A 16,715-nucleotide genomic window follows, 5' to 3' on the forward strand; every position below is an offset into this window, starting at 1 on the left:
TTACAAGCTAGTTATCAAATTTTTTTGTACTAAAATCTTTTTCTTGAGGCTGTAATGGGTTTGCAGATGCTTCTAGATTTCTACTTCTATTGGTATAAATATCAATAGCCAAGTATAGTGCTTCTTTGAATGATGTTTCATCTGCTGTGCCTTTTCCAGCTATTTCATAAGCAGTTCCGTGATCTGGAGATGTTCTTATCTTGTCCAAACCTGCAGTGTAGTTTACTCCACTGCCAAAAGAAAGTGCCTTGAAAGGAGCTAAACCTTGATCGTGATAGCATGCTATAACTGCGTCAAAGTGTTTATGTGTTCCTGATCCGAAGAACCCATCTGCTGGGAATGGACCAGATACTAAAATACCTTCTTGATTTAGTTTCTCTACTGTTGGTTTTATGATTGTTAATTCTTCTTTGCCTATTACACCTCCATCGCCAGCGTGTGGGTTTAACCCCAAGATAGCGATACGCGGTTTAAGTATGTTAAAATCTTGAATCAACGAGGTATTGATTGTTTTCACCTTTTGCTGTATTAATGCAGGGGTGATTGCTTTAGCAACATCCTGGATAGGTAGGTGATCTGTCAATAGACCTATTTTTAAATCTTCACTAACGAGTAACATTAGAGCTTGTCCCTCTAGCTGTTCGTTTAAGTAATCAGTGTGCCCAGGGTATTTAAATTCTTCATCTACACTGTTATACTTGTTAATCGGAGCTGTTACTAATACATCTATCTGTCCATTTTTTAACGCTTCAGTAGCTGCTATAAAAGATTTGATAGCGTATTTCCCTATTTGAGGATCGTTTTGACCAAAAGTGATATTGACATTTTCTTTCCAGAGGTTCAGAACATTTAACTTGTTAGGTATGATTTGATCTAAACTGTCTATTCCTTGTATATTAGTATTGCTGTTTATTATCTTTTTGACGTAAGATAGAGGCTTTGAGTTTCCGAAAATAACAGGGGTGCAAATTTCTAGCATTCTATTGTCTTCGAAACATTTGAGTATGACTTCACTGCCTATCCCATTTAGGTCCCCTATAGAGATTCCTACTTTTATAATTTCTTCCTTCTGGCTCATAGTATCGTCTAAATTATTCCTATTTTTGAAAGCAAATTTAATAAAAATAAATGGAGTTATGTTTACAGGTATAGTTGAAAACATCGGAAATATAAAAAGTATAGTAAAAGATCAAGAAAATTTACATATTACTGTGGAGTGTACTTTTACGAATGAGTTACAAGTAGATCAGAGTGTACTACACAATGGTATTTGTCTTACGGTAGTATCTTTAGGAGAGGGGTTTTATACTGTCACTGCGATTAAAGAAACTATTGATGTAACGAGTATAGGCTTTTGGAAAGTAGGACAAGCTGTGAATTTAGAGAGAGCTATGTTAATGAATGGTCGTTTAGATGGTCATATTGTACAAGGCCATGTGGATCACATCGCTACTTGTGTGAGTATCGAAGAAGCAGGAGGAAGTACATATTTTGGGTTTGAATATAAAAAAACTTCACAGCATGTAACTATAGAAAAAGGATCTATTACCATTGATGGTACTAGTCTTACAGTTGTTGATTCTGGTATTAACACCTTTAAAGTGGCGATTATTCCATATACCATAGAGCATACGATTTTTAAGCAATATGAGGTGGGAACCGTTGTGAATCTTGAGTTTGACGTGGTAGGAAAGTACGTGTCTAAATTGATGAAAGTGAGGGGGTTAAATTAAAAACTGAGAATTTTGAGTTATCTATTGGTGTAAAATACTTTACTTTGCACCTGAAAAATAATAATATGAAGTTTAATTCGCAAAATAGTAATTTTGCAACAATGACCGATGAGGAGTTAGTGCAATTCATCGTTCAGAGTAGCAATACTAACTTGTTTGGGATACTTTATGATCGGTACGCACAGAAAGTATATGGTAAGTGTTTAGGTTTTGCTGAATCAAAAGATGTGGCTGAAGACTTGACTCAGGATATTTTTGTGAAGTTATACTTAAACTTGAAGAATTTTAGAGGAGAATCTAAGTTTTCTACTTGGTTGTATTCTTTTGCGTATAATCACTGTGTCAATTATTCTAGGTTAGTTCTTAAGAAGAAGAGAAATGAAGAAGTATTGGATGATGAGAATCAATATGCATTATCTATAGAAGACGAAATCTCAGATGAAGAAATATTTTCTTTGAGTGTGGATAGATTACAAGAATCATTGGTTAGATTAGATCCGGAAGATAAGATTGTTTTGTTGATGAAATATCAAGATGACAAGTCAATAAAGGAAATAGCTAATCTATTAGATTTAGGAGAAAGTGCAGTTAAAATGCGACTCCATAGGGCTAAGAAAAAGATTGTAGAAATTTATAACTCGTTGTAATTATGGAAAATCCGTTCAAAAAAATACTTCAGGATGAAAAATTACCAGATTACTTAAAAGATCGGGTAATAGATAATCTCAACTTTATTAAGTTATCACTTGACGTGTCTGAATTATACACTGTCAAGGTTCCTCAAACTCTTGGGAGTTTAATAGGTGAGAAAGATTTGAAAAAAGAAAATGAAATAATCAATAAAATTAAAAATAGTAAAAATGATGGAACAATATAACTTTGAATATCCGAGTCAGATGATAAATTCTGTGTTGAATTCGTTGTTGCAGGGGTTAGTAGGCTTTGTCTTTTTAGTAGGCTATATTTTAGTTTCTTGGTTGTTAATTAGAGTGTGCTCTTATCTATTAAAGAAACTATTTAAAGTAATACGCCTTGAGAAGGTACAAAATCTACTTAGTGAAAATGACTTTTTAAATAAAGTTAATATTAAAATTAGTGTATCAAGTGTTTTAATCTTTTTTGTAAAGGTTTTTTTGATATTCTTAATAGTGGTAGTAGGAGCCGAATTGTTTGGGTTAGAGATTGTCTCTCGTGAGATTGGTAATCTGATGTTATATATTCCTAAAGTATTCGTAGCATTATTGATTTTTGTTGGAGGGCTTTATTTTGCTACTTGGATTAAAAAAGCAGTAGTGGAAGTGCTTAAAGCTGTTGATTTCAGTGGAGCACGTATGATAGGTAATATTTTGTTTTATCTGATCCTTGTGTTTGTGTTTATCACTACACTAAATCAGATGGGAATCAATACGGATATCATAACTAATAATATCTCTATCATTGTAGGAGCGATCTTACTTACAGTGGCATTGTCGCTGGGATTGGGATCTAAAGATGTAGTGACTAGATTGTTGTTTTCTTTTTATGCACGTAAGAATCTTGAATTAGGTCAGTTAATACGCATAGATGGGCTAGAGGGATATGTAATTTCTATAGACAATATCTATTTGTGTTTATTAGTAGAAGGGAAGAAACATTACCTTCCTATTGCTAAAGTATCAGAAAGTCATATCGAAATAGTTAAATAACAGATACTTCTTATCTGTGTTAAAATATAGAGGGCGAATATTCATTTAGAGTATTCGCCTTTTTCTTATTCTATTACTTGCTTTTTTATTGGAAAGTCACATTCTATTTCGATATTATTCTCTTCGATGTAGATATTGTACACTCGTGTGTTATTATTAGCGAGAGTTAATTGGTATTTATTTATCGCAATATCTAAAGTGTCAATTGCCGAGAACACATAGGTATTTACTGCCACAACTTTTTCAGTTAATAAGCAGTGTAAGGCTTCAGGTGGTGCATTGCTATCTAAGGTCACATCTCCTCTATATAGATAAGGATGTTGTTTGCTTGTGTTGATAGAATGAAGTGCTATATGCAACTCTCCTATATTTATTGTTTTTCCCTCAAGAGTTAATAATAGCTGTTCTGTTTGCTTCTTCATAGTGGATAATTATCTCAAAGCTAAATAATTATTTTTATTTTAAACATATCTTTGATGCTTAATATGAAGAAGAAGTTTTTGTAGACTAGCAGATTTTAACTATAGTTAACTGAATTAGATAAAATTAGCTGACTGCTTTTTTTATTTTACTTCCGTAGCTACTCCTAAAGTGGCTTTATTCTTTCTGTTTGATCTCTTTTTTCCTTAATAGCTAGCCGATTTACCCTATATCGGAGGATTATGAAAAAAATTACACCCTGTTTTTTTTCTCGTTAAAAGTATAAATATTTGCATTTCAATAGATTATATATGGATAGTGTCTGTTTTAGTTTTAGAGGACTACTCTAGAAGCTATGTAGAATCTAACTCGATGTAAAATTGGTCGACAGTTCGTGGATAATAAGCCATATATAGTGGAGCTAGAGGTGTCTTTATCAATGAATACTTCTGGTATTGATATAGTACTTTCCTTTAATTGAAAATGATAAATGAAATGAGATTACTCCTAAAGTGAGGTAAAGTGATGCTTTGATATTTTTCATTTTTGATAGTGAGTTTATGCTAATGGTGGGTGTATGCTTATATTTCTACTTTTTTTGAAAGCTCTTTGAATAATTAAATAATTGTATTACTGTGTTTTATATCTTGTGGTTGTATAAAAAGGGTAGTGTGTGAAAAAGTAAATCACAGCGAAAAATAATTACAATTATGGCAGAAATTAAAGATGGAATATTAGGGGGTGTACACGGTAAGATTGGACCTGTAGTTGGGTTTATGTGGAGAGGAAGGTATTTCTTGCGTTCTACACCAAGTAAGTCAAATAAGAGTGCTTCTGAGAAGCAGATAGCGCAACGTAGTAAGTTGAGTTTGGTATCGACTTTTGCTAATAAAGTCAAGGACTTTGTCAATGCAAATTATCCACTGACGATGCTTAATGATAAGATGGCTACTGGTAAGGAACAATTGATTTCGATGCTGATGAAGGAAGGGATTTTGAAGATAGAAGGAGAACTGTGCCTAGATATTGCTAGCGTATTATTGTCTATTGGGACTCTGCCTCCTGCTGTGATTAAGAAAATAGGTAAACTTAAGACTGGGAAAATTAAGGTGCAATGGGATAATGCGATTATGAATATATTGACAAAGGATTCAGATCGTCTGACTATAATCGCTTACAGCGAAAAGTTACTTGAATTTAAAGAGATAGAATCTATTGCTAAGCGTGAGGATAAATATGTACACTTTGATTTGCCTAACGAATGGGTAGAAGGTAATGTACATTTCTGGAGTGTATGGAAATCTGCAGATGGTAAGCTAGTTAGCACGAGTGCTTACCATGGAGTCACAGAACTGAATGAAATTGTGGAAGTGGAGAATGCAGAATCGGAGGAAAAAAGTGTGGAGGTGAACACAGTTAGTGGAAAATTAGAAGCTGAAAATGGTGTAGAGAAAACAGGAAAAGGGGTATTTACTTCTTTTGAAGGAGTAAAGGAAGAAACTATTAAGTTGGATAGTATAGAAATAGGGACAATAGACGATGTAGATAGTGCAAAGGCAGAAACTCAAGCAGTAGAAAATATGGACTCCTCAAATCTTATAAATCATGAGGTGTTTAAGAAGATAGAGGATTACGAGCCACAATCTATCTTAGAAGCATTAAAACGAAGTAAAGAACAGAATGAGTGATGAGGAGTGTTTTAAGGAAGTAAGGTGAATTTACTTTGTGGAAAAAGTTAATGAGAATAGTTGTGTCTGATAGGGTTTATACTATAAAAAAAGCTGACTATTTGTTAGTAGTCAGCTGTATTCTATATTGTGATTTTAAATACTAGTCTATCTTAAGAGTCAGTACAGAGATAGGCGAGTGGTTTACTAGGTCTTCACTGATACTTCCATTAAAGAAATGTGATAATCCTGTGCGTCCATGTGTAGCTATGGTGATAAGATTAGAATCTACTTTCTTAGCAAAGTTTAGTACTCCTTTTTCTACAGTTAGGTCATTATAGATAGAAAGATCATATTCGGTCTCAGTGATATCTTCTAGGAATTCTTCAAATACTTCTTCAGCTACATGAGTAGGTTTAAAGCTATTCGGAGTGTTTACCATTAAAAGGTGTAGTTTCGTATTAAACATTGTATGTAAACGAAGTATCTTTTTAAAAGGTTCCTTCATGTTATCTGTAAAATCAGAAGCAAATACTAAATCATTTACTTTAAAATCATCACCCTCCCCTTTGATTACTAAGACAGGAGCATCAGAGGTTCTTACTACCTTCTGAGTGTTAGATCCTACGAAGTATTCTTTAGCACCACTAGCACCGTGAGATCCCATTACGATAAGGTCTACATCGTTGGTTTCTGCTGTTTTAGTTACCCCGTAAGAAGTTCTGTCTAATATTAAACTGGTAGATACTTTGATCCCATTAAATGTTTCTGATAGAGCTAGTTCTTTAAGTTTTTCTTCAGCAGCATTTTTAAAGAACATAACTTCAGGTGCAGGAGTTCCTTTTTGGATACTATCATTTCCTTGTTGTGGTAAGTCAAGTATGTGTAATAATAGTATTTCTGCATTTTCTGATTTTTTGGCAATACACGATGCTACTTTGATAGCATTATAGGCTTGTGTAGAAAAATCTGTAGGTACTAGTATTTTTTTCATAGTGATATTTGTTGTTTTATTTCAATTTAATTACGTGATTTAAAGTTAAGAATATAATTATCAATAGGCAAAAGTTTTATTTGTAATAAAAAAATTAATATCTTTGCACTGTTATTTATTAAAAAAGTTAAATAATGAGGGGACATGTAGTCCCCTCTTTTTATAGCATATGGCATTAAAAAGTAAAGTACAAGAATTAATAGATAAGGCTTTAGAAGAGTATACGTCTATCTTTGTTATCGATTTTACAGTGTCTCCAGATAATAAGATTCTTCTTACTATTGATGGGGATGAGGGTGTGACACTACAAGATTGTATCAATTTTAGTAGAGCTATAGAGCATAATTTAGACAGAGAAGAAGAAGATTTCGGACTAGAGGTGGCGTCAGCAGGAGCTACAGCACCTATTAAGTTACTACGTCAGTACCATAAAAACATTGGTAGAAAACTGAAAGTAGTGACTCTAGATCAAGAGAAATATGAGGCTACTCTAGATAATGTTATCGATAATCAGATTGTCCTAAAATGGAAAGCGAGAGAAGCTAAGCCAGTAGGAAAAGGAAAAGTAACAGTGGATAAAGAAGCTGTTATACCTTTCGAGAATATTAAAGAAGCGAATGTTATAATTTCATTTTAAAATAAAAAAAGCACATGGAGAATAGAGATTTAGTAGATTCATTCTCAGAATTTAAAGACGAAAAGGATATTGAGCGTGTAACGCTGATGGCAATCTTAGAAGATGTATTTAGAAATGCATTGAAAAAAAGATTTGGGAATGATGATAACTTTGATATTATCGTTAACCCAGATAAAGGAGATTGTCAGATATTCAGAAACCGTATCGTAGTAAATGATGGTGAAGTAGAGAATGAGAACTATGAAATTTCATTATCTCAAGCACGCAAAATCGAACCAGATTTTGAGGTAGGAGAGGAAGTTTCAGAAGAAGTTAAATTAGAGGAGTTAGGTAGACGTGCTATTTTAGCATTGCGCCAAAACTTAAATTCTAAAGTGACTGAGCACGATAACACTACTTTATACAAACAGTTTAAAGACATTATCGGTGAAGTTTATTCTGCTGAAGTGCACCACATCCGTCCAAAAGTTGTAATTTTGATGGATGAGGAAGGAAATGAAATCGTTTTACCAAAAGATAAACAGATTCCATCAGATTTCTTTAAAAAAGGAGAGACTATCAAAGGTATTATCGAGGCAGTAGAATTAAAAGGAGCGAAACCACAAATCATTATGTCTAGAACATCACAACAGTTCTTAGAGAGATTATTTGAGCAAGAGATTCCTGAGATTGCTGATGGTCATATCACTATTAAGAAAGTAGTGCGTATCCCAGGTGAGAAAGCGAAAGTAGCAGTAGATACATTTGATGATCGTATCGATCCAGTAGGAGCATGTGTGGGAATGAAAGGTTCTCGTATCCACGGTATCGTACGTGAATTAGGTAACGAAAATATCGATGTAATTAACTTTACAAATAATACTGAGTTGTTTATAAAGCGTGCATTAGCACCTGCTAACGTAAACAAGGTAGTTATAAATGAAGAGACTAAGAAAGCGAATGTTTACTTAGCGTTAGAAGAGGTATCACGTGCGATAGGACGTGGTGGACAAAACATTAAACTAGCTGGTATGTTAACTGGTTATGATATTGATGTTATGCGTGAATTGAACCCAGAGGATGACGATGTTGAATTAAGAGAATTCAGTGACGAAATCGAAAATTGGGTAATTGAAGAATTTGCAAGAATCGGTTTAGATACAGCTAAAAGCGTTTTAAGCCTAAGTGTTGATGAGTTAATGAAACGTACTGATCTTGAGGAGGAAACAATTGAGAATGTCCTTAGAATCTTGAAAGAAGAATTCGAAGACTAATGAATACAGGTTAACAACACAACACAATTAATACACTAAAAGGATAATATGTCTGAAGAAAGAGCAATAAGAATTAATAAAGTTTTAAGGGAATTGAATATTTCTCTCGATAGAGCCGTTGACTTTTTAAAAGGTAAAGGTTTCGATATCGACGCAACACCTAATGCTAAAATTTCTGATCAAGAATATAGTGTTTTGACTAAACAATTTTCTGCTGATAAAGGTAAGAAAGAGGCATCTATTGAAGTAAGTGAGGAGAAGAAGAAAGAGAAAGAAGCCTTAAAAGTGGAGCGCGATAAAGAATTAGAAGAGAAGAAAAAGCAAGAGGAAGCTCGTATTAAACGCGAGCAAGAAGTTATCCGTGCTAAAGCTGAAGAAATAGCAGCTATCAAGCCTGTGGGTAAAATCGACTTAGAACCTAAAAAGACTAAAGCTTCTTCAGACGATTCAAATAAGGAAAATAAATCTTTTGAAAAAGATGCTCAGGCTCCTGCTAAAGAGAATAAACAAAAGCAATCTAAAGAGGTTATAGAGGATAAGAAAGAGTCTGTCGCTAAACCTGTGGTTGAGAAGGAAGCATCTAAAGTAACGAACTCAAGTAAACAAGTGGAAGCTAAAAAAGAGGTAGAAAAACCAAAACAGAAAGAATCTGTAACAGGAAGTAAGGATGCTTTATCTAAAAAAGAGGATGCTAAGAAAGTAGAATCCAAACCAGCAGTTGAAGTAACTAAGACTGAAGAGGTGGTAGATGAGACAATTAAGACAAATTACCAAAAACTATCAGGTACTACTTTTACTGGACAGACTATCGATTTATCTCAATTCGATAAGCCTAAAAAGAAAAAAGAAGAACCTAAGAAAGGTGGTAATGCAGGTAACAATGCTAAGCCTGGTGCTGGTAATGCTGCTAATAAGAATAAGAGAAAACGTATAGCTAAACCTGGTGAGGGTGGTAATACTACTGGAGGTACTAACAACAATACTGGAGGTGCTAATAATACTGGTGGGAATAACAACAGAAACCAAGGTGGAGGACAACGTCCTAATAATAACAATAATGGTGGTGGTAACAAATTTGGTAATAGAAACCAAAGACGTAACACTACAACACCTATCGTTAAGGCTGAGCCTACTGACGAAGAAGTGAAAAACCAAATTAAGGAGACTTTAGAACGTCTTCAAGGTAAAGGTAATAAGTCTAAATCTGCTAAATACCGTCGTGATAAGCGTGATGTTCACCGTAAGAAAACGGACGATGAACAAAAAGCATTAGAGGCAGGAAGCAAGGTGTTAAAGGTAACAGAGTTCGTTACTGTAGGAGAAATCGCTACAATGATGGATGTGCCTATTACTAAAGTTATTGGTACTTGTATGTCATTAGGTATTATGGTAACGATGAATCAACGTCTAGACGCTGAGACATTATCTATCGTAGCTGATGAGTTCGGATATGAAGTTGACTTTACTACAGCTGCTATTGAAGAGGCTATTGAAGAAGCACCAGATAATCCAGAAGATTTACAATCTCGTGCTCCTATTGTTACTGTAATGGGACACGTTGACCACGGTAAAACGTCTTTATTGGATTATGTTCGTAAAGCTAACGTTATCGCAGGTGAGTCAGGAGGTATTACACAACACATCGGTGCTTATGGGGTAACATTAGAAAATGGTCAAAAGATTACTTTCTTAGATACACCAGGTCACGAGGCGTTTACTGCAATGCGTGCTCGTGGTGCGCAAGTAACAGATATCGTTATTATCGTAATCGCTGCGGATGATGACATTATGCCACAAACGAAAGAGGCTATTAGCCATGCTCAAGCGGCAGGTGTACCAATCATCTTTGCTATCAATAAAGTGGATAAGCCTACGGCTAATCCAGAGAAAATTAAAGAGAAATTAGCTTCAATGAATTTCTTAGTAGAAGACTGGGGTGGTACTTATCAATCTCAAGATATCTCTGCTAAGCAAGGTATTGGTATGGCTGAATTACTTGAAAAAGTGTTATTAGAAGCTGAAATGCTTGACCTTAAAGCTAACCCAGATAAGTTAGCAGTAGGTACTGTAGTGGAGGCTTTCTTAGATAAAGGTAGAGGATATGTATCTACTGTATTAGTTCAAGCTGGTACATTAAGAGTAGGTGATTATTTATTAGCTGGATGTAACCATGGTAAAGTTCGTGCTATGCATGATGAGCGTGGTAAATCAATTAAAGTGGCTGGACCATCAACACCAATCTCAGTATTAGGATTAGATGGAGCACCTACTGCAGGTGATAAATTTAACGTATTCGAAGAGGAAAAAGAAGCAAAACAAATTGCATCTAAACGTACTCAGTTAATCCGCGAACAATCAGTACGTGCTCAACGTCACATTACGTTAGCAGAGATTGGACGTCGTATTGCATTAGGAGATTTCAAAGAGTTGAACATTATCTTAAAAGGAGACGTGGATGGTTCTGTTGAGGCATTATCAGATTCATTCTCTAAATTATCAACAGAAGAAATTCAAATCAACATTATCCACAAAGGAGTTGGTGCGATCACAGAGTCTGACGTATTGTTAGCTTCTGCTTCTGATGCTATTATTATTGGATTTAACGTTCGTCCGATGGCGTCTGCTAAACAATTAGCTGATAAAGAAGAAATCGATATCCGTAACTACTCTATTATCTATGCTGCTATCGATGACCTTAAAGATGCAATGGAAGGTATGTTATCTCCAGAGTTGAAAGAAGAGGTTACTGGTACTGCTGAGATTAGAGAGCTATTCAAAATTTCTAAAGTTGGTACTATCGCTGGATGTATGGTTACAGATGGTAAGATCTTCCGTAACTCTAGAATCCGCTTAATCCGCGAGGGAGTTGTAATTTACACTGGTGAGTTAACTGCTCTTAGACGTTTCAAAGACGATGCTAAAGAAGTATCTAAAGGATATGACTGTGGTATTCAAATCAAAAATTACAATGATATTAAGGAGTATGACGTAATCGAAGCTTTCCAAGAAGTAGAGGTTAAGAAGAAACTTAAATAATCAAAATATAATTTAGAAAAAGCTTGTCAGTGATGACAAGCTTTTTTTTTGATTAAAAATCGCTATAGTATTTGTTGACTGTGTTCGTCAGTTAATCCGAGAATACGCGATAGACTTATAAATGAAAAGGAATTATGAAAACTAGGTCAAATCATTGATTTTAGTATACTATAGTTTAAGAGTTCATGAAAAGGACTGTGTAGTAGAATTGCTTTGTAGTCTTTGGTTAGCGCTGATTCTGGGTTAATTGTTAAGTTTGTGGTAAAGATTTCTGCCAAGTTGTCTTATTTTAAAATTGGCTTGTATTTTGCACACATATTACAAAGCAATAAAAAAGTATTAGTATGATTTGGATTTTGATGATCGCTATAATGGGAGCCAGCTGGTTAGTTGGTAATCGTTTAAAGAAGAAGTTTGAAACTTATTCTAAGGTTCATTTACAAAATGGTATGAGTGGTGCTGAGATAGCACAGAAGATGCTAATGGATCACGGTATCCGTGATGTAAGAGTAATCTCTACTCCAGGCAGATTAACAGACCACTATAATCCGATGGATAAAACAGTGAATCTAAGTGAGGCAGTATACAATGAGCGTAATGCAGCGGCAGCGGCAGTAGCAGCACATGAAGTAGGACACGCTGTACAGCATGCTGAAGCTTATCACTGGCTGACAATGCGTTCTAAATTAGTACCAATCGTTAGCTTCACTTCTTCTATTATGTCATTCGTACTATTAGGAGGAATATTGATGTTAAATAGTTTTCCACAGTTATTGTTAATTGGGATTATCTTATTTGCAATGACGACAATATTCTCTTTTGTTACTTTACCAGTGGAGTACGATGCTAGTAATCGCGCTTTAAAGTGGTTAAAAGCAAAGAATATGGTAACTCAAGCGGAATATGCAGGGGCAGAAGATTCGCTTAAGTGGGCTGCACGTACCTATGTAGTAGCAGCGATAAGTTCATTAGCTACGTTGCTATACTATGTGATGATCTATATGAATCGAAGATAATAAAGATATAAAAACAAGAAACGCCTTCTACACAGAAGGCGTTTCTTGTTTTTATAGTGGATTGATAGTAATCATTAAGGGGATATGATCAGAGACTTTTCTTGCAATAGTAATGTCTTCAAAATCTTCAAAGAAGAGAATAGGTGTCGCTTTTACTAGTTCGTTTTTTTCACTGTGATAAAATATATTGTCATATTCTGAGGCTAGACAATCTCCTTTTATACACTTCTGTCTGAGGCTACTCTTTTGATCAGTAAAACTCGCTACATATCCTTGTTTCTTTAAGGGATTAAATACAGTGTGTCTCTCAGGTAGGTTAAAGTCCCCTAAGAATATAAGATTGTGTTCTGGGTATATTTCAGGAAAGAACTTCAAGTACTTTATTTCGGTTTCTGGTTGATGTTTAGTAGGCAAAGTATGAATGCTGCTTATCGTTATCTCCTTTCCTTTATAAATAAAGGTTGCTATATAAGGTTCTCTTTCTATTTCTTCTTGGTAGGTTGGTTCTAAGAATGGTTTTCCCTTAAGTTTAACCTTGTTTGTTCTCCAAATATAAGCATAGCGCTCTGAGCGATAAGGAGAACTTATGGTAGGATCACTTACTGAATAATCCCATTTGGCACCTGAAGATCTGTTTAGCTCCTCGTTTAGTTTAGCGATGGTTTGTGCACCTGATGGGTTAGTGACAACCTCTTGGATAGCGATAATATCTGTTTGTTTAATGATTTTAGCGATGTATTCTATGTGTTCCTCTGTTTTGCTTTTTCCTATATTAAGTAGGTTCCAAGTCATAATCTTTACTTGTGCTTGGATAGTGAATGATAAGAATAGGGTAGTAGATAGAAGTAATAAGGCTTTTAAAAATCTCGTACTAGGCATATTGAATTATGTTAAAGGGATTACATTATATTGTTTTTATAAAGAGGCTTTTGTAAAAATGATGTATTTTTACACGGTTTTATTTTGCATCCTACCTCTTTAGAAAAGGGTGACAAAATTAGTAATGTAACTGATATAAACTTTAAAAATTGAAAACATTTTCTTCTATATCAAATTTTGAAAGTGAGAAACGAGTAATAGCAACTTTAGGAACATTTGATGGTGTACATATCGGTCATCAGATGATCATTAAGAAGCTAGTAGATTCTGCAAATGCAACGGGTGGAGAAAGTCTGGTATTGACATTCTTTCCACATCCACGTATGGTTTTAAAGCAGGATAACACGATACGATTACTCAATACAATAGAGGAGAAGAAAGAGCTTTTAAAAGGATTAGGCTTGGATAATTTGGTTATTCAAAAGTTTGATTTTGAGTTTTCACAGTTGACAGCTGAGGAGTTCGTGAAGCAGATATTAGTTGAAAAATTTAATATCTCTAAGATTATCATCGGTCACGATCATCGTTTTGGAAAAAATAGAACAGCAGACATCAATGATCTAAAAGCATTCGGAGAGAAGTATGGGTTCGAAGTAGAAGAGATTTCTGCTCAAGAGATAGATCACGTATCTATTAGCTCAACGAAGATACGCACCGCATTAGAGGAAGTAGGAGATATGACGTTGGCAAATGAGTTCTTAGGTTATGAATACTACTTCTCTGGAGTAGTGGTACACGGTAAGAAGTTAGGTCGTACACTTGGTTTCCCAACAGCTAATATCGTAGTAGATGAAGATTATAAACTGATACCAAAGAATGGAGTTTATGTCGTAGAATCTGAACTAAATGGTGAGAAGGTGAAAGGAATGATGAGTGTAGGGATTAATCCTACGTTTGCAGATCATCCCTATACAATAGAGGTTAATTATCTAGATTGGTCTGGTGATTTATACGACCAAAGGCTAAAAGTTCGTATCTTAGACAGAATAAGAGATGAATTAAAGTTTAGTGGACTTGATGAGTTAGTTGCGAAGTTAAATGATGATGAACGTGTGACTAGAGAGTTCTTTAGTTGTTATGAAAGAAAAACTGTTCCAACAGATAGATAATTCATCGTTAATTATCTTCCGTATTTTATTTGGTTTGTTATTTGCCTGTGAGTCGTTTGGTGCGATTGCTACAGGATGGGTAAGGGACAATCTCGTAGATGTAAAGTTTACCTTTTCTCATATCTATATGGATTTTTTGCAGGTTTTAGTAGGACCTCAGATGTATGCATATTTCTTTTTGATGGGATGTGTTTCAATAGCAGTAATGTTAGGTTACCGCTATAAATGGACAATGCCATTATTAACAGTGCTATGGGCTGGAGCCTATTTTCTTCAAAAGACGTCTTATAATAATCACTATTATATGTTATTAGTGATTTGTGTTTATATGTGTTTCTTACCAGCGAACAGATATGCTTCACTAGATGTTAAACACAATAGAGTAGAACAAGAATTATCAATGCCAACGTATATATCGTGGATCTTTATCTTTCAGGTAGGGATGTTGTATATCTATGGAACAGTAGCTAAGTTCTACCCGGATTGGCTAGATGGTACCTTTACTAAACTAATGTATCAAGGTGCAAATATTCCTGATGTATTTAAAGAAATATTTACACAAGATTGGTTTGCTATCACGATAGCTTATTTGGGAATTATATTTGACGGATTAGTTGTGTTCTTGTTGTTAAATAAACGTACACGTACATTGGCAGTTATAGCATCATTAATATTCCATTTATTTAATTCTATCACCTTACATATCGGTATTTTCCCCTATTTTGCACTTAGTTTTGCTGTGTTTTTTTATGAACCGGGGCAAGTACGAGGCTGGTTCTTTAAGAAGAAACCTGTTCTAGCTGAGACAACTTTATTGACTGTACAGCCTAGTGCTTTTTCGTTAAGACCTGGTATTACGTATTTCTTATTATGCTTCATGTTTATACAATTTGTATTACCTCTAAGACATTATTTTATAAAAGGAGATGTGTTGTGGACAGATGAAGGACATCGCTTAAGTTGGCGTATGATGTTGAGATCTCGTGGAGGATATACCAACTATATTACAGAGAATAAAAAGACAGGAGAACGCAAATATTATGATATAGAAGATGTGTTGTCTCAGAAGCAATTAGCGCGTCTATCTTCTCCAGATATGATCTGGCAGATGGCTCAACGTATTAAGAATGAATACAAGGCTAAAGGTGAAGATGTAGCTGTATATGCCGAGAGTTATGTGTCTATTAATAATAGAGAGTTAAGCAATTTTGTTGATTCAACAGTAGATTTGGGGGCAGTGAGTTGGGATTACTTTGGTCATTGTGGATGGATATTAGAGAAGCCATTTTAGTTGATTTAACCCAGATTCCGCATTAGCCAAATATACAAAACAATTCTACTTCATATCTCTTTCATTAGTTCTTAAACCATACTATAGTATGCTTTATTCACTAATTCAGAGCTATTTTGTATAATTACTTTTCGTTTATATGTCTATCGCGGAATCTGGGTTTAAAAAGATATAAACAAAAAACGCATACTTAGAAGTATGCGTTTTTTGTTATTTGTTAGCTTTTGCTAATTCATCTTTATATGCTATCAGATGAAGGCTAGTATCATACTTTCCATACGTAAAGTAGTTGATCCAGTCCCCAAGGTTGATATATTTAGATTGTTCATTTAAGTCAATAATCATTGGTAGATGACGGTGTCCGAAAACGAAGTAATCATAATGTGTAGTCTCTAATTTGCGCTTTGCATATAAGATTAACCATTCGTTATCTTCACCTAAGAACTTAATGTCCTCATCACCTGAGATTAGTTTATTCTTTACAGATAGGTATGAACCTAGTCTAACTCCGATGTCTGGGTGTAACCATCTAAATAACCATTTAGAGAAGGGATTAGTGAATACTTTTTTCATTCTCTTATATCCCATATCACCAGGACCTAATCCATCTCCGTGTCCTATAAAGAACTTCTTACCATTAATGTCAAATACTTTAGGCTCGTGATATACTGGTATGCCTAGCTCCGTCTTGAAGTAGTCTCCCATCCATAGATCGTGATTACCAACAAAGAAATATACAGGTATTCCTTTATCTTTAATCTCAGCTAGTTTACCTAATATTCTGACAAAACCTTTAGGCACTACTGTTTTATACTCAAACCAGAAGTCAAAAAGATCTCCAAGTATGAATAAGGCTCCCATATCTTCTTCTTTCTCGCGTAACCATTGTAAGAATATCTCTTCACGAGGAAGGCTCTTCTCACGGCTAGGTGCGCCGAAGTGTTGATCAGAAGCAAAGTAAATGCTCTTAGGTGTGTTAATCGTAAAATTCAAGG

Annotated in this window: 16 protein-coding genes; 11 read left to right on the forward strand and 5 right to left on the reverse strand. The window is 34.7% G+C overall.

Annotated elements, in window-relative coordinates; genetic code table 11:
• Positions 1-7: 7 nt before the first annotated feature.
• A complete protein-coding gene (gene pdxA, locus LNQ81_RS06645) occupies positions 8-1,078 on the reverse strand; it encodes a 4-hydroxythreonine-4-phosphate dehydrogenase PdxA (RefSeq protein WP_229945366.1) in 1,071 nt (356 codons plus the stop codon).
• Positions 1,079-1,136: 58 nt separating this feature from the next.
• Between pdxA and LNQ81_RS06650 the strand changes: the two genes are divergently transcribed.
• From LNQ81_RS06650 to LNQ81_RS06665, 4 genes are all read left to right on the forward strand, one after another.
• Positions 1,137-1,733 carry a riboflavin synthase gene (locus tag LNQ81_RS06650; protein ID WP_229945367.1) on the forward strand — a complete coding sequence of 199 codons (597 nt, stop codon included), beginning with the start codon at positions 1,137-1,139 and terminating at the stop codon, positions 1,731-1,733.
• 65 nt (positions 1,734-1,798) lie between these two features.
• On the forward strand, positions 1,799-2,380 hold the full coding sequence (locus LNQ81_RS06655) for an RNA polymerase sigma factor (RefSeq protein ID WP_229945368.1): 582 nt from the start codon (positions 1,799-1,801) through the stop codon (positions 2,378-2,380).
• A 2-nt stretch (positions 2,381-2,382) separates the two neighbouring features.
• Positions 2,383-2,610 carry a hypothetical protein gene (locus tag LNQ81_RS06660; protein ID WP_229945369.1) on the forward strand — a complete coding sequence of 76 codons (228 nt, stop codon included), beginning with the start codon at positions 2,383-2,385 and terminating at the stop codon, positions 2,608-2,610.
• Entirely contained in the window at positions 2,594-3,418 is an 825-nt protein-coding gene (locus LNQ81_RS06665; protein ID WP_229945370.1) for a mechanosensitive ion channel family protein, read from the forward strand. The genes LNQ81_RS06660 and LNQ81_RS06665 overlap by 17 nt, the downstream gene beginning before the upstream one ends.
• 65 nt (positions 3,419-3,483) lie before the next feature.
• On the opposite strand, the gene LNQ81_RS06670 is transcribed toward LNQ81_RS06665, so the two are convergent.
• Entirely contained in the window at positions 3,484-3,840 is a 357-nt protein-coding gene (locus LNQ81_RS06670; protein WP_229945371.1) for a hypothetical protein, read from the reverse strand.
• Positions 3,841-4,548: 708 nt separating this feature from the next.
• On the opposite strand from LNQ81_RS06670, the gene LNQ81_RS06675 reads away from it, so the two are divergent.
• Positions 4,549-5,526 (forward strand): DUF6266 family protein, encoded by a 978-nt coding sequence (locus tag LNQ81_RS06675; RefSeq protein ID WP_229945372.1) that lies wholly within the window; start codon positions 4,549-4,551, stop codon positions 5,524-5,526.
• Positions 5,527-5,668: 142 nt separating this feature from the next.
• Here the strand turns inward: LNQ81_RS06675 and LNQ81_RS06680 are convergent, their stop codons facing one another.
• The gene (locus tag LNQ81_RS06680; protein WP_229945373.1) at positions 5,669-6,499 is read right to left on the reverse strand and encodes a universal stress protein; all 831 of its coding nucleotides are present in this window, start codon (positions 6,497-6,499) and stop codon (positions 5,669-5,671) included.
• Positions 6,500-6,668: 169 nt separating this feature from the next.
• Here LNQ81_RS06680 and rimP point away from each other — a divergent pair, with 169 nt between their 5' ends.
• From rimP to LNQ81_RS06700, 4 genes are all read left to right on the forward strand, one after another.
• On the forward strand, positions 6,669-7,136 hold the full coding sequence (gene rimP, locus LNQ81_RS06685; protein ID WP_229945374.1) for a ribosome assembly cofactor RimP: 468 nt from the start codon (positions 6,669-6,671) through the stop codon (positions 7,134-7,136).
• A 14-nt stretch (positions 7,137-7,150) separates the two neighbouring features.
• Complete coding sequence (gene nusA, locus LNQ81_RS06690; RefSeq protein ID WP_229945375.1) at positions 7,151-8,389, forward strand: transcription termination factor NusA; 1,239 nt, start codon at positions 7,151-7,153, stop codon at positions 8,387-8,389.
• A gap of 48 nt (positions 8,390-8,437) precedes the next feature.
• Positions 8,438-11,425, forward strand: a complete 2,988-nt coding sequence (gene infB, locus LNQ81_RS06695) for a translation initiation factor IF-2 (RefSeq protein WP_229945376.1) — start codon at positions 8,438-8,440, stop codon at positions 11,423-11,425.
• Positions 11,426-11,769: 344 nt separating this feature from the next.
• Positions 11,770-12,441 (forward strand): zinc metallopeptidase, encoded by a 672-nt coding sequence (locus tag LNQ81_RS06700; RefSeq protein ID WP_229945377.1) that lies wholly within the window; start codon positions 11,770-11,772, stop codon positions 12,439-12,441.
• A 51-nt stretch (positions 12,442-12,492) separates the two neighbouring features.
• On the opposite strand, the gene LNQ81_RS06705 is transcribed toward LNQ81_RS06700, so the two are convergent.
• The gene (locus tag LNQ81_RS06705) at positions 12,493-13,320 is read right to left on the reverse strand and encodes an endonuclease/exonuclease/phosphatase family protein (RefSeq protein ID WP_229945378.1); all 828 of its coding nucleotides are present in this window, start codon (positions 13,318-13,320) and stop codon (positions 12,493-12,495) included.
• Between the two features lie 149 nt (positions 13,321-13,469).
• On the opposite strand from LNQ81_RS06705, the gene LNQ81_RS06710 reads away from it, so the two are divergent.
• Together LNQ81_RS06710 and LNQ81_RS06715 are read left to right on the forward strand one after the other, a co-directional pair.
• Positions 13,470-14,429 (forward strand): bifunctional riboflavin kinase/FAD synthetase, encoded by a 960-nt coding sequence (locus LNQ81_RS06710; RefSeq protein ID WP_229945379.1) that lies wholly within the window; start codon positions 13,470-13,472, stop codon positions 14,427-14,429.
• A complete protein-coding gene (locus tag LNQ81_RS06715) occupies positions 14,398-15,720 on the forward strand; it encodes an HTTM domain-containing protein (protein ID WP_229945380.1) in 1,323 nt (440 codons plus the stop codon). The genes LNQ81_RS06710 and LNQ81_RS06715 overlap by 32 nt, the downstream gene beginning before the upstream one ends.
• 210 nt (positions 15,721-15,930) lie before the next feature.
• On the opposite strand, the gene LNQ81_RS06720 is transcribed toward LNQ81_RS06715, so the two are convergent.
• Positions 15,931-16,713 (reverse strand): UDP-2,3-diacylglucosamine diphosphatase, encoded by a 783-nt coding sequence (locus LNQ81_RS06720; protein ID WP_229945381.1) that lies wholly within the window; start codon positions 16,711-16,713, stop codon positions 15,931-15,933.
• Between the last annotated feature and the right edge of the window lie 2 nt (positions 16,714-16,715).

Source organism: Myroides oncorhynchi, from assembly GCF_020905415.1.
Classification (GTDB): Bacteria; Bacteroidota; Bacteroidia; order Flavobacteriales; family Flavobacteriaceae; genus Flavobacterium; species Flavobacterium oncorhynchi_A.